Annotated in this window: 15 protein-coding genes; 10 read left to right on the top strand and 5 right to left on the bottom strand. The window is 41.7% G+C overall.

Going from position 1 to position 19,486, the window contains the following annotated elements:
- Positions 1-50: 50 nt before the first annotated feature.
- Positions 51-941 (bottom strand): AraC family transcriptional regulator, encoded by an 891-nt coding sequence (locus MHH89_RS11110; protein WP_076276114.1) that lies wholly within the window; start codon positions 939-941, stop codon positions 51-53.
- 148 nt (positions 942-1,089) lie between these two features.
- On the opposite strand from MHH89_RS11110, the gene MHH89_RS11105 reads away from it, so the two are divergent.
- Genes MHH89_RS11105 through MHH89_RS11095 form a run of 3 tightly spaced genes read left to right on the top strand, consistent with a single transcriptional unit; the run spans position 1,090 to position 3,015 of the window.
- The gene (locus MHH89_RS11105; RefSeq protein ID WP_076276115.1) at positions 1,090-1,995 is read left to right on the top strand and encodes a DMT family transporter; all 906 of its coding nucleotides are present in this window, start codon (positions 1,090-1,092) and stop codon (positions 1,993-1,995) included.
- 43 nt (positions 1,996-2,038) lie between these two features.
- Entirely contained in the window at positions 2,039-2,371 is a 333-nt protein-coding gene (gene csaA / locus MHH89_RS11100; protein WP_076127315.1) for a chaperone CsaA, read from the top strand.
- Between the two features lie 50 nt (positions 2,372-2,421).
- Positions 2,422-3,015, top strand: a complete 594-nt coding sequence (locus MHH89_RS11095) for a hydrolase (RefSeq protein WP_076127313.1) — start codon at positions 2,422-2,424, stop codon at positions 3,013-3,015.
- Between the two features lie 70 nt (positions 3,016-3,085).
- On the opposite strand, the gene MHH89_RS11090 is transcribed toward MHH89_RS11095, so the two are convergent.
- Entirely contained in the window at positions 3,086-3,898 is an 813-nt protein-coding gene (locus MHH89_RS11090; RefSeq protein ID WP_036688882.1) for an undecaprenyl-diphosphate phosphatase, read from the bottom strand.
- 404 nt (positions 3,899-4,302) lie between these two features.
- Between MHH89_RS11090 and MHH89_RS11085 the strand changes: the two genes are divergently transcribed.
- The 5 genes from MHH89_RS11085 (at position 4,303) to MHH89_RS11065 (ending at position 13,011) form a co-directional block, all read left to right on the top strand.
- Positions 4,303-4,683, top strand: a complete 381-nt coding sequence (locus tag MHH89_RS11085; RefSeq protein WP_341087129.1) for a GNAT family N-acetyltransferase — start codon at positions 4,303-4,305, stop codon at positions 4,681-4,683.
- A 510-nt stretch (positions 4,684-5,193) separates the two neighbouring features.
- Complete coding sequence (locus MHH89_RS11080; RefSeq protein WP_076304886.1) at positions 5,194-6,267, top strand: Wadjet anti-phage system protein JetD domain-containing protein; 1,074 nt, start codon at positions 5,194-5,196, stop codon at positions 6,265-6,267.
- The gene (locus tag MHH89_RS11075) at positions 6,264-7,772 is read left to right on the top strand and encodes a hypothetical protein (protein WP_312148359.1); all 1,509 of its coding nucleotides are present in this window, start codon (positions 6,264-6,266) and stop codon (positions 7,770-7,772) included. The genes MHH89_RS11080 and MHH89_RS11075 overlap by 4 nt, the downstream gene beginning before the upstream one ends.
- A gap of 12 nt (positions 7,773-7,784) precedes the next feature.
- Positions 7,785-8,543, top strand: a complete 759-nt coding sequence (locus tag MHH89_RS11070; RefSeq protein ID WP_076190642.1) for a DUF6063 family protein — start codon at positions 7,785-7,787, stop codon at positions 8,541-8,543.
- Positions 8,530-13,011 (top strand): hypothetical protein, encoded by a 4,482-nt coding sequence (locus tag MHH89_RS11065; RefSeq protein WP_341087128.1) that lies wholly within the window; start codon positions 8,530-8,532, stop codon positions 13,009-13,011. Before MHH89_RS11070 ends, MHH89_RS11065 begins: the two co-directional genes overlap by 14 nt.
- Before the next feature lie 81 nt (positions 13,012-13,092).
- Here the strand turns inward: MHH89_RS11065 and MHH89_RS11060 are convergent, their stop codons facing one another.
- The 3 genes from MHH89_RS11060 to MHH89_RS11050 form a co-directional block, all read right to left on the bottom strand.
- Complete coding sequence (locus MHH89_RS11060) at positions 13,093-13,977, bottom strand: DMT family transporter (protein ID WP_341088806.1); 885 nt, start codon at positions 13,975-13,977, stop codon at positions 13,093-13,095.
- Positions 13,977-14,828, bottom strand: a complete 852-nt coding sequence (locus tag MHH89_RS11055; RefSeq protein ID WP_341087127.1) for an AraC family transcriptional regulator — start codon at positions 14,826-14,828, stop codon at positions 13,977-13,979. Before MHH89_RS11055 ends, MHH89_RS11060 begins: the two co-directional genes overlap by 1 nt.
- A gap of 86 nt (positions 14,829-14,914) precedes the next feature.
- Positions 14,915-16,378, bottom strand: coding sequence for an ATP-binding protein (locus MHH89_RS11050; protein ID WP_256716561.1), 1,464 nt, complete (start codon positions 16,376-16,378; stop codon positions 14,915-14,917).
- A gap of 197 nt (positions 16,379-16,575) precedes the next feature.
- Here MHH89_RS11050 and MHH89_RS11045 point away from each other — a divergent pair, with 197 nt between their 5' ends.
- Positions 16,576-17,298 carry an MOSC domain-containing protein gene (locus MHH89_RS11045; RefSeq protein ID WP_076276121.1) on the top strand — a complete coding sequence of 241 codons (723 nt, stop codon included), beginning with the start codon at positions 16,576-16,578 and terminating at the stop codon, positions 17,296-17,298.
- A 92-nt stretch (positions 17,299-17,390) separates the two neighbouring features.
- The gene (locus MHH89_RS11040; protein WP_340396912.1) at positions 17,391-19,463 is read left to right on the top strand and encodes a serine hydrolase domain-containing protein; all 2,073 of its coding nucleotides are present in this window, start codon (positions 17,391-17,393) and stop codon (positions 19,461-19,463) included.
- Positions 19,464-19,486 lie beyond the last annotated feature (23 nt).

Raw genomic sequence — 19,486 nt, 5'->3', positions numbered from 1 at the left:
GCTAACACAAGGCAATCAGACAAAGTGATCGACTCTGCTTTTTTGATTTTTTAAGTTCGTTCATTTCTAATTTTTCTGAACTCCTTAGGAGTTATATTTAAGTGTTTTTTAAAAGACTGGATAAAGTGATTTGCGTTATTGAAACCAACTCGCTGTGCGATTTCAGTTATCGTGTAGTCAGTTGCTATTAACAAATCACAGCTTTTATTAATGCGATATTTAATTAAGTAGAAATACGGAGTCATATGGATACTTTTCTTAAAACCTCGAGTGCACTCCGATACACTTAGATGTGCTGTATCTGCTATTTCCTTCAATGTCAAATTATTAGAATAGTTTTTGTGAATAAAACTAAGCATTAATTGTAGTCTCTCTTGCTGGAGTCTGTTATATTTAGACGATTCCTCAGAGGATAGAGAAAAATTTGATATAAGGATTAACCATAACTGGACTGTTTTGATAGAAACTTCGTACTCCCATCCCCATTTTTTTTTCGATTCAAATTCTTTTTTCATATCCCAAAGAATTTGTAGGATTTGATTATGCCAGTCCTTATCTCCTTTGATTTCTAAACTTAACAAGAATGAATTGGTATACGGAAGTACATACTTTTTTTCCATTGCACTATCAGAATAAAAGGCAAGTAACTTCTCTGGGAAGTTAAAACTAACATATTCACCCTCTTGGTTAAGGTACGTAACAATATGAAGTACGCTCTTATTAATAAAGATGGCCTGACCTGCTTCTAAATCATAATTGATTCCGTTGACTTGTATGGTTAGTTTCCCTTTGGTCACTAAAGTAATTTGTAGTTCTTGGTGCCAATGTAGATCGTTAACCCCTCTGCCATTAGGAATAGATTCATAATTGGTATGAGTGTACATGATGTATGGAAATGCATCATCAGGAAATTGAATGGATTCGTGCAATTGCTTTTTCAAAGTGCTTATTCTCCTTATTTGACGATATTTCTATATAAATTAAAGATATAGTTGCACAATATAGACCCTGACGGTGATATTATTATATCCAGCCTAGACTTATCATACAATTCTGTGCACAGGGATTGTCACACATTTTGGAGGAACTATGGTTAGTTCAAATAAACCGTCTATACTATTTCATCCGTTTATTCTGTTATTTATCAGTATCTTGTCCGTTTCTATCTCTTCAATCATGATTAAACTTTCAGATACACCTACTTCAGTGGCCGGGATGTATAGATTGTTTATTTCTGTAATCATCATGCTCTGTTTTACATCTGGGAAAATGGCTCGTTCTACTGAGATGAATAAAAAAGATTGGGTCATCGTTATTTTATCCGGCCTATTTCTAGGGTTACACTTTTTATTCTGGATGGAATCATTGGTCTATACTTCAGTTGCAAGCTCCATGGTGATCTTATCGTTACAGCCGCTATTTGTTATGATGGGGTCTTACTTTTTATTCAAAGAACATGTTAACCTGCTAACCGTTTTTTGCCTGATTGTTGCTCTTTTAGGTTCGATTGTTATTGCATGGGGAGACATATGGGTTTCGAAAGATGCACTAATTGGCGATGGTTTATCGTTAATTGGCACATTCTTTGCTTCAGTCTATCTGTTGGCCGGGCAAAAAGTAAGCGGCAAAATCAATGCAAGTCTATACAGCATTTTCGTCTTTTTTATTGGTGGTACTGTTATGCTCGTGTACAATTTGATAAATAATGTCTCATTAATTAATTATGCTTCATCAGATTGGATTTATTTTTTGCTTCTTGCAATAATTCCAACTATTTTTGGTCAATACATCTTTAACCTTTTGTTAAAGTCGATCGGAGCAACTACTGTCTCGGTTGGGATTATTGGTGAGCCTGTTCTTGCCATTGTCCTTGCATATCTATTATTAGGGGAAACTATATCGTTATTCCAGTTTTTAGGTGGCATAATAACCTTATTCGGTATGGGAATGTATTTTTGGGCGAAATCTTTAAAGTACAACATTCAAAATAAGTAAATAAGCAGTCGGAAAATGTTTTAGCTAAATAGGGGGATGGCAAATGGTAACTATTGATGATTTTTTGAAACTTGATGTTCGTGTTGGAACAATTATTAATGCGGAGTTTTTTGCAAAAGCAAAAATACCTGCGATTAAACTCCTAATTGATTTTGGACCAGATATCGGAAGTAAAACATCAAGTGCACAGATTACTAAACGATATAAGGCCGAAGAGATTGTAGGGCAACAAATCATTGGGGTAGTTAACTTTCCTGCTCGAAATATTGCGGGTTTCCAATCAGAAGTATTAGTTCTTGGAGGAATACCGGATAAAGGGGATGTGGTTCTCTTGAAGCCAGATATTAAATTACCTAATGGGACACCTATTGGGTAATATAGGGTAATTGTAGTATACAAAAATTGATAGTAATCGGAGAGAAGACAATGGAAGAATTAACAAGCTTAGCATCTGAAAGTATTGAGGCAAGTAAAACGGCGCTAGTCGTGATCGACTTGCAGCAGGGAATTGTCCACAGTCCAAAGCAGGGGCCGCATACAAGTGCTCAGGTGGTTGAGAATGCCAGCAAATTAGCCCAATCCTTTACCGAGAAAGGAGGATTTGTTGTTCTGGTGAGGGTATCATGGCTAGATGGGCAAGATATGCTTAAACCTAAAACTGATTTGAAAATGAATTCCGTGACCTATCCAGAAGGTTGGGACGACATCGTACCAGAATTAGCGAATATCAAAAATGCACATCTGATTACCAAACGGCAGTGGGGGGCATTTTTCGGTACAGATCTTGATTTGCAGTTACGACGCCGCGGTATAGACACGATCGTATTATGTGGTATTTCTACCTCGATTGGTGTGGATACTACTGCTAGAGAAGCTTATCAGCTTGGTTATCATCAAGTTTTTGTAGAAGATGCTATGACCGCGATGGCTAAAGAAGAGCATGATTATGTATGCAAAACTATCTTCCCTCGCATAGGTAAGATCCGGTCGAGCGATGAAGTAATATCCATGTTGAAATAATATAAAAAAACCTCATGCTCTCTCTGTGATCTCAGAGATTGTCATGAGGTTTTTTAATTGAAATTATGTCTTACATAAAGATGAGGAGAAGTATCCCAGCTAAGAAGCAGTAATAAGAGAAATACTTCAAATTACCTTTAGCCATAATCCCCATAAACCAACGCATGGAGAAATAAGTAACGATAAGTGTAGTAATAAATGCAATCAAGTATGGAATGGCTAGCTGCGAGCGGTTAGGATCGTGGGCAATATCAGATGCGCCCATAACGAGTCCGCCCAAACTGACAGGAATATAAAGCATAAAAGAAAAGCGTAAAGCAGTTTCTTGCTTCATTCCCACAGCGATGGAAGAGATGACAGTTGCACCAGAGCGGCTTATCCCAGGAATAAGGGCGACTGCTTGGGCAAGTCCGACTATAACTGCATCCTTCGCTTTTAAGTCACCATCTTGTTTACGTCCGCGAAGGTTACGGATCAACCATAAAGCTACCCCTGTAACCAGCAAGGCGATGGATACGGTATGAACCGACGAGAAGATATCCTCAATCTGATCCTTGAAGAGTAAGGCAACAATTACCGCAGGCAAGGTACCGATGATGATGTACAAAGAGAAGAGGAAATCCGACTTATATTCCTCTTTGCGGGTCAGAATAAATTGAACGAATCCAGTGATCAATCTTCCGATATCTTTGCGGAAAATAAAACAAATCGCAATTAGTGAAGCCGTATTTGTTAAGATTTCAAATGATAGCCCATTTTGTTTTAAGCCTAGCAATTTCTGTGCGATGATCAAATGGCCGCTCGAAGAGACGGGGATTGGCTCAGTTGCCCCTTGAACAAACCCTAGAAACAAGTATTTAAGCCACAGTATAATATCTTCCATTTTACCTCCCAGTATTTTTGTAATCTTTTCAATCATATCGTATTCAATAAAGAAATGACAATAGAACCATCGTGCCATATTCAATTGGACGAGTTATACTAATTCATAAGACTATTAAATGAGGTGGAACTATTTGTAGTACATTACTAAAAATTCAGCAGCATGATATTCCAAGAGCAGCCAGTGTTCTGGCCGAAGCATTTGCCAAAAATGATCCGTTATATCAGCATATCTTGCCTGATGAATCAACCCGATTACGCGTGTTGAATATTTTTTTTCATCGTTACATTGAGATGTTGTATCCATATTCGGATTTACTAACGACTTCTACTAACTTTGAAGCAGTGGCTTTAGTGTTCCATTCGGAGCGTCAGACAGGGACAGTGATTTCGAATGTCAGGTATATGAAACAGATAGTCCTTGCGATAATTAAGTCATTGCCGATTTGCCGAATCATTGGGGTGCGAGGATTTATACGTGGTTTATCTATTTTGCGTAGTATGAGTTCCTTGTGGTTATCAATGTTTGGGGATCAGAAGTATAAACATTTGGATATGCTTGCAGTGCAGGATCAATATCAAGGTCAAGGATATGTATCAAAAATCATGACACCGCTACTCGCGGAATGTCGTATGAGCAATACGTTATGTACATTAGAGACACAGACACCGAGCAATTTGCCCATTTATGAGCATTATCAGTTCCGGACGGTTAAGGTCATTCCTCTACCTAATAGCAGACTTGAGCAGTATTGTATGGCGTTTATGCCAGGAGTTGCCGAGTAGTTAATAAAAAAGGGCGGTCCCATTCAGCCATTTCATGGTTTTTGGGGCTATCTTTTTTTTGCGGAGTCTATAAGGGCTAATGAAGCTTCAACAGAAAAATCAGGGAATTTCTCCCTGTAATTCTGCGATCTTTTGTCATCCGGCTAATAATTAGGGAAAACCTCCCTATTATTTAGCTGATTTGGTGGAAAATGAAGAGATTTCCCTGATTTTTAGGGAGCAATTCCCTAATTCAGATCATTTAGAGCGAATATCGACTGTTTTCAGGGAGTTTTTCCCTAATTATGTTCTAGCGATACCTAACACTGTAAATAGTCTATGTGTTAAAGTGAAAATCCGTAGTATAACCTCTTTTTTGATAGGAAAGTGTAAACAATAGAATCTATTATTTTGTTTAACAAAAATAGCATAACCTTTGAAGGATTGTTATAATAGAAACATATATTCCCGTGCTTCAGAACCCTATACAGGATGTATAGGGGTTTTATTTCTTTTAGTGAGGGTGATGAATTGAGAGTAATTATAATTAATTTGTTGGAGAATAAGTACGGAACTGTGCGTACAGGGAGAAGAAAAATAAATCTTGACAGCATTGAACAAGAAGTCATTAGTTCTGCTTATAAAACACAGGAAGAATATCTATGGGCCGGAGGATTTCGTGTTTTGGCGGATAGTATAAACGAGCTTGTTGCTGAAGGTTTCTTAGAACCGGTGAAGTCCAGTCCGATGAGCTCTAAACAGCCTTATATGTATACATATTTTTGGTTAAATAAGAGTGTTTCAACTCAAGTGGGGTGGGATCCTTCAGCCGTGTTAAGCGTACAGAATCTACTGGATCTTCATTATTACTTGATTCGTCCTGAAACTCAGACACAAGAGGTTTGGGATCAGATTGTGCAGGTATCTAATTTTTTGCGTACGGCGAAGGATCGCGAAATCATTACAACAGAAGAAAGGTCACTGGAATTGTTTGGTAAGGAGAAGTGGCTCTCCGAAACTGAAGGTAAACAATTTCTTACTAGACTTAAACTTACGCTGGAAAGTTTAAAAAGTGTAAACGCAAGGGAGCCATTTATTTACTTCAGTTCATTAGTTCCCGTTCGGAATATTCTTATTGTGGAGAATAAGTCATTTTTCCATTCAGCCAAACGATTAATGCTTAGTGAAAAGAAGATCTGTGGTCTGTTTCCAGACATGCTAATTTACGGTGAAGGTTGGAAGATTGATAGTAGCCTACTCTTTCTTGAAGAATTGGATATTGACCCCCTTCAAACCACCTTGTTATATGTCGGGGATATGGATAAAGCAGGTTTGGACATATACGGTAAACTAAAGGTTAGTTATCCGGATTTAAACCTTGGACTGGCGCTCCCTATTTATGAGCAGATGATGAAACTGACTGAGGAACCGTATATGTATAATGTTCCCCAGAGTTGTAACCCAGATCATTTACACAATGTACTTCAAGAATTCTCTAATTATCCCGAACTAAAGTCATATATGGAACGATTGCTGGAAGAGGACCGGAGAGTTCCGCAGGAAATTTTAAATTATGAAGTGATGGCGAGGTTAGCAGAAAGATGAATTGGTCGGATTTTGGCGAACGAAACAAACGATTGAATCCCCTGTGGAATTTGGGGGCTGGCATGAACCTTGGCGAAATCCAACCTTACAAAGAAATGGTATCTTTAAGCGTTCTGCTGCAAGTCTATTATCTGGAGCTAGAATCGAATGAGAGAAGATCCAAAGAGGATATTATTGAGCTTACTTGGACTGCGCTGGAACGTTTTAATATCGCCAATCTTGGGACTACCGAATCCGTAGAGCGTCTCGTGGACGGTTTATTGTGGAGCGGGAATGGTGGGGATTTCGAATCCTTTTTCTATGATGATGTGACCCGGCAAATGTCCGTGCAGAAATATAAGTATTTCACGGTGGACGAGGATGCGACTCGCAGCAGTTGGGAAGAGAACGGCAGAACCATCTATCGTCTCTCTGAATATGCAATGGAGCTCATTTTTATGAGCCATGAGATTATTGATGAATTTCAGATCAGCATTAAACTGCTCGAGATTCAAATGCATATTAAGCATGGGCGCGTAACTCGGGCTCTTCAGGATGTTAATGAACTGATCTCCCGTGTCCGTAAGATGACTCAGCAACAGCAAGAATACCGCAATGCGTTACGCCGCAATCCGAAGCATATTTTTAGTGAATTCGGAGTGGCTCGGCATCAGCGACTCGAAGAGATTCATCATCAGTTCGAGGAGGAACGCAAACATTTTGACAGTATTCACCGTTCTCTGGCCCGGCTGGCCAATGATGAGAAAGACGTGATCGACTTCAATGAGATCCGTATTCTCTCTGAACGAGTCGAGCTTTCTAGGCGTGTACACGATGAGCTGGCTGAGGTAGTGTTGAATATTTTTGAGATGGAGACCAATTTAAGGTTGAACTTCCCTGAATTATTCTGGGGAGCAGCCGGGTTTAACTTTCGTACTCACGTATGGGAGGAATGGGTGAAAGAAGAGGGTCTGCCAAGCGGTGACAGTCTTGAACTGCTGCTCAGCGGATTATTCGCTCCGAATCAGGACTTCGTTTATCCGCTTCCTTGGGCTTGGGAGGAACAAGAGGTAGGATTTATCCCCGACTTAGTGATGGATGATTTCGAAGATGAGGTGGACACAGAGCCCGTTCAATATATTCCTAAAGGTATTCCGTGGGCAAGAGTAGTGGAGCTGTGGAAGCCGGTTTTTGCTGCCTTGGCTGAGCAGGGAAGCTTTACCTTTACTGCAGACGCTTTTTCCGCCGAAGAACTGACAGGGTGGGCAAACACACCGGATGCTGTCGATCTGTGGGTGCAGTTTTTTCATACAGATTTTTTAGTGCAGGAACAGGCACCAGAAGGTGGTAGCGGCGTTTCTGATGAATGCCAACAGCTAATCCAATATGTACTTGCAGAAGATCTTCTGTTGGAGAGTTTACGCGGCAAAACGCTGCGGACGAGCATTGCTCCAGAACCAGCCTCAGGGGTACGGTGTTCTGGTCTGGATATGAGTCCATATATGATTATGATCGTGGAGAGGTGAGAAGTTACTAACATGAGTTATACATTAGAACAGGTACAGCAAGCTTCGCGGCTATTTTTTGAATTGCTCCGTAAAAAAGTAATTCCTCTCGATGACCCTGCAGCGGCAGAATGCCTTCAGGATGCAGGAACTTATGATGCACTTCAGTATGTTGCTAAAGAAGGGGGCTGTCGGGTGATGAATTCCGGGCACCGTCTCCATCTGCTAGTTAATCCGCTGGGGTCAGTGTTTGCAACCAATTTCACCCAGTTGAAGAACAAATATTCACGTGTTGAGCGTAAAACTCACTTACATATTATCAATATTATTATCCTGGTTTTTCTGGCCGAAATGGATCAGGATGAGACTCATTTTAAGTCTGGGCAGGACAGTATGTCCTATATTCAAATTGCTGATCAGGTGTCCTCTCTCTTTCAGACGTGGATTCAGATGGATGAGGAAGGACGATTCAGCCAGCAGTGGCAGCTTGATATCCAAGCGATGTTTAAGGTATGGACCAGTCTTTACATGCAGACTAAGAGTCAGGAAGAGAGTGATCTTCTGACCAGAGGCGCAGGCTCACGAATTGGGCTGATTCATGAAGGCATGAAACTTCTGGAGGAGGAGAAGCTCGTATTCATCTCTGAAACAGAGAAGCGTATCTTTCCTCGGGAAGAGCTTTATGAGAGAATGCGTTATTTATATCATGATGTCGATCGATACCAGGAATTAAAGAGCCTCATTGGAAGAACTTTAGCTGAGAAAGACGGTGCTACCTATGCCGCGGATTGAACGCATACGAATTACAGGACTTAAATACGAGAAGATGCTCAAGAAATACGACGACATGATTCTGGACCTCTGCAACGAAGAGGGACCCGCTAATACGCTTATTACGCTCATGAATGGCGGTGGAAAGGGCGTACTGCTGCAATCTATTTTCCAGCTATTGATGCCCAAAACACCATGGGGCAAAGACGGTGAGAACCAGGTTGAGGCATTCTTTCATAATCATAAAAAACAACTTAAACCGTACACTTTTCACGTAGCTATCGAATGGCATCTCGACAACAATGAGCGCAATGAGTATATGACCACGGGAATCGCTATGACGGCACATAATTCGCTTGATCAGCAGGATATCAAAGTGGATTACTTGCTGTACGCACTTACAGATTACGGTGAAGCGGCTGAACTTACGCTATCAACGTTGCCGTTATTTGACGAGGTGACTGCTGAACCTACGAGTTTTGAAACGATCCAGCAATTTGTGCGCGATCGGCGGGGAGAGATTGTACCTTTTGGCAGCCATAGCTCGGATTTGAAAAGATATTATGACTTCTTGGCTACCCGGGATATCCATATCGCCGAGTGGCGTAATATGCGGCGGATCAATGGTGAAGAGGGCGGTATCAAAGGTTATTTTAAAAAGAATGATGCCTTCACCAATCATAACTTGTTCGAAAAGCTGATTATTCCTGAAATCGGATCTAGTCTGAATGAAGGATTAAAGGAAGACGACAATACGCTGCAGCGGATGTTTATCGATACAGCAACAGTGGCTCAGCGCTTGCCGATGCTTGAACAGCGGGAGCAGGTCTATACAGAGTTTCTTAGTATGGCTGCACCACTTTATGAGCTGGTAAAACTAGGCGTGGAAGCAGAAAACGTAGTTCAAGAAACGGAATTACGTGGACGCCAAATCTATACGGTTATCTATGAAGAGCAGAGAAATGCAGAAGCTGAGCGAAGTAAGATTGCTGATGAACTGGCTGGACGTTATCAGGATGCGAAGCAATTGCGCTTTGAGACAGACAATCTTAAATACTTACGCAGCAAGGAAGAAACGGAACTGAAGCAAGAAGAGTTTAAGAAGCTCAGTGATGATCAGAGCCGTGCGCGTGGTCGGCTGGAGGATTCCAAAGCGCAAGAGAAGAAGCTTGAAGTAGCTTATTTTCTGGCTAAACGGTTGCTCCATACCCGGCAAATTGAGCAGTGGCAAAAAGAAATTAAAGCTATCGAAGGTTCTCTGGAGATGAAAGAACGGCAAGAGGTCATTCAGGCAGCCAAGGAACAGCTGCGGAAACAGTGGAATGTGGTATTTAATCTCTGGCAGCAAACGATCAGAGAGTTTGGGACAGCACAGCAAGACCTAACGGCGGAAGAGAGAAGATTGCGCAAGGAAAGGGAAAGTTTCTTGGTAGAGCTGGCTGGGCTGGATAATCAGATCAATGATTTGACCTTATCTATTCGCCAATACACGGAAGAACTCGGAGCATTCGCAGCCCAATATGGGCAGGATGCCGCCCATTCTCCGGCAGCTGCCCTGCAGCGTACGATCTCAGCGGCCAAAACGATTCTTCAAGACATTGGAGACTTGGAAGAACAGCACAAGCAGGAAGAGATTCGGAAGCTGGCACTGCATAAGAGTCATGCTGAGCTGAGTGAGAAACGGCGTTCTTATGAGCGTGAAGCGGACGAGCTTGGGGTTCTGCTTGAGTCACAGACTCAGAAAGAATCCCAATTATGGTCACAGCTCGTTGTACTGCTGGAAATGTATGAAGAGCATAATCGTTTAGGAGCTACTGGCCTTTTTGAAGAACAAGATGTTATCCCGGCACGTTTTATCCGAAAAATAGATGAAGTAGAGCAACAGACTAAACGTTCCAGAAGGGATTACTATAATCAGCTCATGGATGTGGAACTTCAGAACCAATCCTACTGGCTACCCAATTCAGATATTCTGACGGTCAAAGATACACTCGATTCGTTAAAGATTCAATCAACACTAGGTAGTTCCTACTTAAATGACCGTCCGTATCTTGAACGTGAGGAAGAACTGGAGCAATATCCGTTACTTCCATATAGTTTGATTATGACCCGGCGCGAAGCTGATAAAATTCAGCCGGAACTGATGAAGGACACCTTGCTTAAATCAGCGGTGCCGATCTTCATCCGTGAAGAGATGGCAGCTCCGCATCAAGCATCCTTCATGCTTTTTGCGAATCAAGGGCCGCAAATGGTCTTGCAGCCGGATCGTTTCCAGGATTGGAAGAGCAGTATTCAGGGGAAGCTCAAAGAACAGGAGCAGATCCTTCAGGATTCTGAAGCTTATTTATCTAAGTTAAAATCGGTGCGTCAAGAATATGAACGTTTATTCCAAACTGAGAATACCATGACGCTTACAGCCAAGCATGATGCCCTTATTAAACTGCAGGCTGAACTTCAGCAGAGCATTAACAATCTGAGCCATGAGATGGATGAGAACGAAGGGACGCTTACCCGGATCGGACGGGAGCTCGCTGAGAACAAAGTTCTAAGTGTGGAGCATGAGCAGAGAGCGGGGGTTCTGCAAGCTTGGATTGAACGGACGAAGAAACAGGAACAAGATTATAAGGAAAAACAAAAAATAATCGAACGAAAGAATCTGGTGAGCAAAGAGTTAGCAGGTAAAGATCAGCAGCTTGAACACCTAAAGGTGCAAATGGAAAGCTTGAGTGGACAACGCAATAAATGGACGAGAGAAACCGAATATGCGATGTTCCCTAGACTGCAACGATGGTTTCCTGAGATTGTTTTCCCAACAGATCCCCAGCTTTCTGATGAAGGAGAAGTCATACCTGTAGATCCTGTAGAGCAGAATCTTCTCTTGCAGCAGCTTAGTACCGTGGAAAGTCTACAGCAATCATTAACTGAAAATGAACTGGAAGTTCGGACAAGAGCTGCACAGATTAAAGCAGCAAGCGAGAATCTGGCTGAGCTTGAATCCAGCCTGAATCAAGTGGATGTGAATTGGCGGAAGGCGACCGAACCTACGGAAACGTCCGAGACCATTATGGCTGCAAGAAATCGCCAAAAGACGGATACTACTTCGTTGGAGGAAGACTATCAGATTGTTCACGACGGTTACATCCGCTGCCAGACTGAATTGGAGAACTTGCAGAAAGAGTTGCGCAAAGTAGAGAAGGGGATCAAAGAGAAACATGAACGTGCCGTGGAGCTTTGGAATGAGGCGCTAGGGGATAAGGAGACAGAAATTCAGGAGCGCTGCCAAGCGAATGAGCTTATGCTTAATCAGTGTAAAAGATCCTTGGACCGAATCGATGTCCTCCTTCAGACTTTATCCAATCAAATCAAAATAATGAACGCGCATATTGAGGATCGCGTCAACCTACGGAGTGTGCCAGAAGAAATAACGCTGAGGGTTAGAGAAAGCTGCGAGCCTCTAGTAGCCGACTGGCTTCTCCGCATTAAGGATAGCCGGATTAGACAGGATGAGATCTCCAAAAAGGTGAAGGAAGAGAAAAATTCCTTAACCGAAAAACTTGCGAAAAATGAACGGAATTCCGAACTGGAGACCAAGATTCTAGATCGATTGAATACGGTCCATTGGGATAATTTCGCCATTGCACTGCAAGTCCTAGATTCCATGCTACGCAGTTCGCGCGATCAGATCGAGAGCATTCAAAGCGATAAGGAAGGCATGGATCTCTCCCGCAAGATGTGGGTTGGCCGGGCATCTCTACGAGTGGTACAAATCATTGATATTATGAAGCGAATGGAACGCCGGATGATTATTCATAACGAGAATAATTATGCCTTCCCGCTGGTACGTCTGAACTACAAGAATATCAATGTGCCAAGAACAAGCGATGAGGTAGAGCCGATGGTGAGTGACTACTTCAATCAATGCATCAATGAATTGCTCAAAAAGTATCCCAAGATAGAACAAGTGCCGGCGCTGGTAATCAAAGAGGTTATTAATGACGGACGAATTGTCTATGCGGCGCTGCAGAACCGCTTTCCGATACTTCAAGTGTATAAACCGGTAACGGAGAATTATTTCCTCTACGCCGCACCGGAAGATTATCATTATTCGGACTGGGAGATTATTAATCGCGGCGCACTGGATGAAGCAGTCGGCAGTGGTGGGCAACGTCAATCTGTACAGCTGCTGGTCGCAATGATGATCATGACGCATAAACGGGTGAATCGTGAGAATAAAGGCTGGACGGTCTTTTTATATGACAATCCTTTCGGAGAAATGGTCTCCAATAACGTGCTTGACCCCGTCTTCGAAATTTCCAAGGCGCTCAAATTCCAATGGCTGATTGTTACGCCGCCGGAGCTGGTGAAGAATGATGTCAGCGTGCGTTTTGGCGTGTATTGGCAGCTTTATTTTGGAGGCGTCAAAGGGGACATGCTGGAATCGACCCTGATCAAGGGAGGAAGAAAGCTTATTCCTGTCTCGCTGTTCTGAGTATGGAATGAAACTTAAAGAAGCTCCAGTATGCATCACGCTGCTGGGGCTTCTTTTTATTAAATGTTAAAGATGGTGTGGTTATTTAGGTTTGCGTTCGGAAATATATGAACCGGTGAGCGTTAAAAAAGTTCCCGTCAGGATTGCCCAGGTGATCTTTTCATTCAGAACAAGGGCGGAAGCTGCCACTGTAATTACAGGCACAATATAGATGTATACACTTGTTTTTACAGCCCCTAGAATCCCTACAGCTTTATTCCAAGTCAAAAAACACAGTGCCGAGGCACCCAGACCTAAGAAAAGCAGGTGAGCTACATTTGAAATCTCTTTGAATCTACTCAGACCCAGCTGGAAATCAAACAGAAACAGAGTAGGCAGCATAAACAGCAGACCATAGAAAAATACTCTGCGGGTAGCCCCTATAGTATGAACCTTTAGTAGGCTTATTTTTCGCATCAACACTGAATATATTGCCCAAACCACAGGTGCCAGCAATGCCAGCAAGTCGCCGATGGGGTTCAGTGGCAGAAGATAACTCCCGTTCAGCCCAATTAATATAATTCCTGTCAAGGCTATCAAAAATCCTATAAAAAACTGCCTATGAAATTTCTCTTCTTCTAAAAAGAAGTGAGCGATAACCGCCGTGAAAAATGGAGCGATGGAGACAATCACACCTACATTGGATGCAAGGGTATAGACTAGGGCAATATTTTCTATAAGAAAATATAACGTGACTCCACAAAGACCTGCTGAGATAAAGAGTAATTCCTCTTTAAAGGATGTAGTTCGGATTGGACGTGAATAGATCAGTAACAGTACAAAGTACCCAATAAGAAAACGGAAGAACAAAATTTCCACAGGCGTAAAGTCTTTTAACAGTATTTTTGTGGAGATAAAGGTGGTTCCCCAGATTAAAATCGTAAGCAATGCCAGCAGATGTCCTGTGTTAATCTTGCGTTGATCTATCATTTCGTAAGTTCCATTGATGACTTTACTCCCGTTTGCTGAACAAATATACGCATATATTGCTTAGGGGTTAAGCCTATGAGTCTTTTAAAAAAATTTGTGAAATGGCTCTGATCACTGAATCCGGTTAGAGAGGCTACTTCTATTGGCAATATTCCTTGTTCTAAAAGCCTTTTGGCGTGGTTGATGCGAATAGTTTCCAAGTAACGGTAAGGTGATATTCCTTTCTGTCTGGTAAATAAACGCAGCAAGTGATATTTACTTAAGCCGCTCAATTCACTTAGCTGGTTCAGCGTAATGTTCTGCGCATAATGTAACTCTATGTATTCGCAAATGATTTTAATTTCAGAAGTAGGCTCTTGAGCGGGACAGAGGGTTTCTGTCTCCGTGTATTCTCTCAAAAGCTGCTCAAGGAGAAATAGAAATAACTCTTCTTTTTGAAAATCGGATTGATCCTCTAATATCATTTGGTGCAGATCGTGTAAAGGGCTCGACAGTTCACTTTGGTAGAGAACATTGTGTGTGAACCGCGGTAAGTAGTCTATGCCGGTAATTTCTAGCACATACTCACGCATGACTTCCGGCTGAATATTGATGCAGCGATAGTCAAGCGTTCTCCCGTCTATCTGTTCACAGGCATGGGGATCCGCCGGATTAAAGATGACCACATCTCGGCTGTTAAGAATATGCTCTTCTTGGTTACATAGCAGATGTCTTTTTCCTTGTTCAATAAAACCTATGACATAATAGTCATGAAAATGGTTGGGAAACTTCTGCATAATACCTTCGAATCGATAGGCCTCAAATTTTAAGTCACGATCGAAAACAACTGTTCGAACTTCACGAGTCATTGCTGCACCTTCTTTTCCAATTATGTATAACCATTATAATGTGAAAATTAGGGGCATTCTTGCATGATGTTGCGATACCTCATCTTCTACATGATAGGTTCCTCAGGTGTAATGATCGTTGGAATACTCACAGTAAAAGTTGTTCCTTGCTCCAGAATACTTTCTATAGAGATCGCTCCGCCATGATTATGTATAATATTTTGTGTGATCATATAACCTAAGCCTGTTCCTGTTTCTTTGGTCGTATAAAATGGTTTGCCGAGGGCATTGATCTGTTCCTCTGTCATCCCACAGCCTTCATCCTGCACACTGATTCGGGCTTCTCTGTCATAGGTTTGCACATGAATATAGATGTTTCCCCCATGATTCATTGCTTCCATCGCATTTTTAAGTAAGTTAATAAATACCTGCTTCATCTGATAAGCCTCACCATTGATCCAAATGGATTGATCAGTACAGACAGGGAGGATCTTGAGATTTTTTAGGGCAGCTTGTCCATTCATTAGTGTGGTGACTTGTTCCAGCAAAGACAATAAATCCACTGGTTTACTAATATGAGTGGTTTGGGGTTTAGATAAGACAAGCAGTTCGTTGACGATGAACTCGATGCGTTTCAACTCTGACTCAATAATGGAAATATATTTATCATTCATCCGCTCGGAAGAGCGCAGTAGCTTCATAAAGCCATTAATGGCTGTAAGAGGATTCCGTATTTCATGAGCGATTCCAGCTGCTAACTGTCCTGCTGTGGATAATTTCTCGGACTGTATCAGTCGTTCATCTTCCAATACTTGCTCGGATATATCTTTGAATATGCCAATGTAGGCTTCGTTTCCCTCATAAATGATCGGCAATGTAATCCCATCTACATATTTCTGCTGGTTGTTTAAACAATTAATCAGGTAGCAGACAGAACCTGTTGTTCTATCAGTGTTGAATTTCTTTCTTCGTTCTGAGAGAATTTCATAATTAGAGTAGTCTACAATATCCATAGTCGATAGACCAAGCACTTGATCTAGGCTTTCCGCATGGATTAATTGTAAACCTGCCGAATTTGCGTACAGAACAATCCCTCCCCTAGTGATAAGCACGGGCTGAGGCAGTTCCTCCAGCAGCTGTAGAAAAGAGCTCTCTTTTTCAAGTAGATGGGTCTTCACAACCTGAAGCTGAGTCTCCATTTCCCTGATCAGGGTCTTATTCTCGAATTGAGTAAAATAATATATGGGTTGACCATTGTCACCCAGAAGGATAGATATGGAGACCTTTAAAGATAACCGGCGTCCGGTGGGATGGAAATAATCTACTTCGAGTCTCTGCGGATCAGTGCTCGTAGGTGGAAGAGAACTTCCTAATGAATTGAATTTATGAATCTGATCTAGTAGGGTACGGACGGTTGGAGAGGGTGTCGTTAATTCGGTTTCATCATACCCCAAGAGGTCGCATAATGCTGAATTCAGTTTTAGGAACGTTCCATCAAGCGAAATAAGGGCCATACCCATCACGGCTTGAGTAAAAACAAAGTCAAAACCTTGAAAATCATTTGTCCGCACAGCAGGTTACCTCTCTTCTTTATGGGGGAGTGAGTGTTATTTCAAAATGCAATATGTCTAACAGTCATAGTATAAAACATATAACTCAATAAAACATATAAAATTTCTGGGTTATTAGATATTCATACAACAGATAAATAAAATCAGGTAGAATAGGAAGATACGTTGCATTTTAAGACAAGTGGAGGCGTTGTATTATGTTATCAGTTGTTGGTGAAATTCAAGGAATTAATCGTTACCCGGTCAAGTCATTTGCGGGTGAAAAATTAGAAAGCTGTATGATTGAACCGTATGGAATGCTTGGTGACCGTTTTTGCTCCTTTTACGATGAGTCAAAAGAGGGCTGGCGAAGATATATCACCGCTAGAAATATACCGAATATGCTTACCTATCAAGCGCAATTTATAGATGGACAAATCCATGTAACGGCATCAGACGGGCGAACCTTTGGATGGGATGATAATCTATTGGAAGAAATCCAAAGCCAAACCAAAACTCCAATCACTATGTCTGGTCTAAAAGCTGCACATCCACAGCCAGAACATCCGCAGCTCCTATCCGTGGATGGCGCTAGTATTCTACTCATTACGGATGCCAGCTTAAAAAAACTGGAGGCAACCTGGGGGCATTCCTTGGATCAACGTCGTTTTCGCGGGAATTTTGTTATCGCGCTGAATGATGATTCTCTTTTTGAAGGAGATTGGATTGGACGCCGGCTCAACATTGGGGATGTACAGCTACAGGTAGATAGTTTTTGTGAGAGATGTGTTGTGATTACGATGGACCCGGATAGTCTCCAGAAGGACCCAGTGCTTTTGAAAAAATTACATAAAGAGTTTGATTTGCATTTCGGAGTCTATGCCTCTGTAATCAAAACAGGGGAAATTCGAATCGGAGATAAAGTAGAAATAGTAGATTAGTTATATAATCCCAATAGTATAAACTTCCTTTACATTACTCCATGGATAAATTATCCTTTAAAGGATGACGATTTCATATCGGGAGGTTATGTATGAAGAAAAATTTGGCATCCTTATTAGTTGCATTGCTTCTATTGGTGTATGTCCCTACTAGTGTTTTAGCAGCGGATAGCAGCAAAGGGCAAACGTATGTGAACACTCAGAAAGTGGCAGCAGAGAAGGCGGCGTTCTTAACGGAGAAGCTGGGGACGACTAGTCTCCAATATGCTCTTATTGATGGCGATAATATCGTTGTGAGCGGTCAATCTGGATTTAGCCATGTGGAGAGTAAGACAGCACCAAGCGTCACAACGATGTATGGTATTGGCTCGACGAGTAAAATGTATACAACAGCTTCTATTATGAAGCTTGTTGAGCAAGGAAAAGTAGATTTGGACGGTTCAGTCGTATCTTATTTGAATAATTTTACGATGGAAGATTCTCGTTATAAGCAAATCACTGTACGGATGCTGTTGAATCATTCATCAGGTCTTGCTGGCTCGAACTTATCCAATTCTTTCTTATTTAATGATTCCGATCCTATTGCAAAAGATAGTTTGCTAGAGACTTTGTCAACACAACGTCTGAAGGCCGATCCAGGCGCCTACTCAGTATATTGTAATGATGGATTTACGTTGGCTGAGTTGATTGTTGAAAAGGTCAGTGGCACGGACTTTACCACATTCATTCATCAAAATTTCACAGAACCTCTAGGGCTTGAACATACGAAAACGCCTGTAGATTCTGTAGCTTCTTCTCAGCTGGCTAGTGTCTATAATGCTACCTACTCAGCAGCTTTACCCAAAGAAACCATTAACGTGATTGGAACAGGTGGTATCTATTCCACTGCTGAGGATTTGGTGCGTTTTGCAACTATTTTTACAGGCCAATCGACTGGCATTTTGTCAGAAAAGTCTGTAAAAGCGATGGAACAAGAGGAATATAAGCGTGGAATATGGCCTAAAGGAGCCGATAATTCGTTAGCTTATGGATTAGGCTGGGACAGTGTGAACTTATATCCATTTAATCAGTACGAAATCAAGGCTTTGACAAAGGGTGGAGATACAGGTCTGTATCATACCTCATTAGTTGTACTGCCCGAGCAGCGGATGGCAGCAGCAGTAATATCTTCTGGCGGATCAAGTACAACGGACCAGATGCTTGCCAACGAAATTTTACTCAGCGCTTTACAGGAAAAGGGAGCTATTAAGGAACTGAAAGCTACACCAACATTTAAAACTTCGAACAAAGAAGATATGCCGCAAGAATTGTTAAACTATGCGGGTGTCTATGGTGATTCTACGCAACTAATGAAGATAGAGGTTAGTAAAGCTGGGGAATTGAGTATATCTTCAATTATAGCTCCTACAATGCCGGCGCAGAAATTTTCCTATAATTCGAACGGTGAATTCTTAGATGCAGAGGGTACAAGTAAAGTTAGCTTTGTGAAGGAGAGCAATGGCCGTATCTATCTTTGGAGTCAAGGGTATGGGGTGATTCCAGGACTTGGTGAAACTGCCGTTACCCAATATGCAGCTGAGAAGCTTGAACCTAATGCCCTATCTCAAGAGGTCACTACTGCATGGCAGCAGCGCCAAGGGAAATTGTATTTTGATGTCAGCGAGAAGTACAGCTCCCAATATTACATGAGTATGCCGGTAGCTGGAATCGCTATGTTCCCTGACGCACCTGGTTATATGGGCTCGAATAAAATAACTGGGCCTAATAAAGCAGAAATGACCGTGCAAATCCCAACCATCGCTGGACGCGATCTTGCGGATCTTATTTTTGAAGAGAAAAATGGTGTGGAGTATTTAAAGATTGGCAATCAATTGTTTATACATCAAGATGCGGTTAAACCTATTTATGCAGGCCCGCAATCTATGGTAACTATCCAATCAGATGGATATGCTAGATGGTATGGAGTTCCTGAAACGGCAACAGGTAAGATAATGACAGTAGAGCTGCCAACCAAAAGTTCCTTTGCCGTCTATGATGAGAATGGTGTATGTGTGAATTACTTCACCATTAGCGGTCTTAAACAAGTCAAACTTCCTAACAACGGCAAAATTGTATTTGTTGGTGATGTCGGTGCGAAGTTTGAAGTGACCCTCAAGGCGCAATAAACGTATATAAAAAAAGAATCCTG

Origin of the sequence: Paenibacillus sp. FSL H7-0323, from assembly GCF_038002725.1 — a bacterium.
Taxonomy (GTDB): domain Bacteria; phylum Bacillota; class Bacilli; order Paenibacillales; family Paenibacillaceae; genus Paenibacillus_AQ; species Paenibacillus_AQ odorifer.
Note: the sequence above shows the minus strand (reverse complement) of the source record. Positions and strands in the feature narration are given on the sequence as shown.

Coding starts and splice junctions, on each gene's coding strand:
- MHH89_RS11105 (WP_076276115.1), top strand. CDS start 1,090: ATGGTTAGTTCAAATAAACCGTCTATACTATTTCATCCGTTTATTCTG.
- csaA (WP_076127315.1), top strand. CDS start 2,039: ATGGTAACTATTGATGATTTTTTGAAACTTGATGTTCGTGTTGGAACA.
- MHH89_RS11095 (WP_076127313.1), top strand. CDS start 2,422: ATGGAAGAATTAACAAGCTTAGCATCTGAAAGTATTGAGGCAAGTAAA.
- MHH89_RS11090 (WP_036688882.1), bottom strand. CDS start 3,898: ATGGAAGATATTATACTGTGGCTTAAATACTTGTTTCTAGGGTTTGTT.
- MHH89_RS11085 (WP_341087129.1), top strand. CDS start 4,303: ATGAAACAGATAGTCCTTGCGATAATTAAGTCATTGCCGATTTGCCGA.
- MHH89_RS11075 (WP_312148359.1), top strand. CDS start 6,264: ATGAATTGGTCGGATTTTGGCGAACGAAACAAACGATTGAATCCCCTG.
- MHH89_RS11070 (WP_076190642.1), top strand. CDS start 7,785: ATGAGTTATACATTAGAACAGGTACAGCAAGCTTCGCGGCTATTTTTT.
- MHH89_RS11065 (WP_341087128.1), top strand. CDS start 8,530: ATGCCGCGGATTGAACGCATACGAATTACAGGACTTAAATACGAGAAG.
- MHH89_RS11055 (WP_341087127.1), bottom strand. CDS start 14,828: ATGACTCGTGAAGTTCGAACAGTTGTTTTCGATCGTGACTTAAAATTT.
- MHH89_RS11045 (WP_076276121.1), top strand. CDS start 16,576: ATGTTATCAGTTGTTGGTGAAATTCAAGGAATTAATCGTTACCCGGTC.
- MHH89_RS11040 (WP_340396912.1), top strand. CDS start 17,391: ATGAAGAAAAATTTGGCATCCTTATTAGTTGCATTGCTTCTATTGGTG.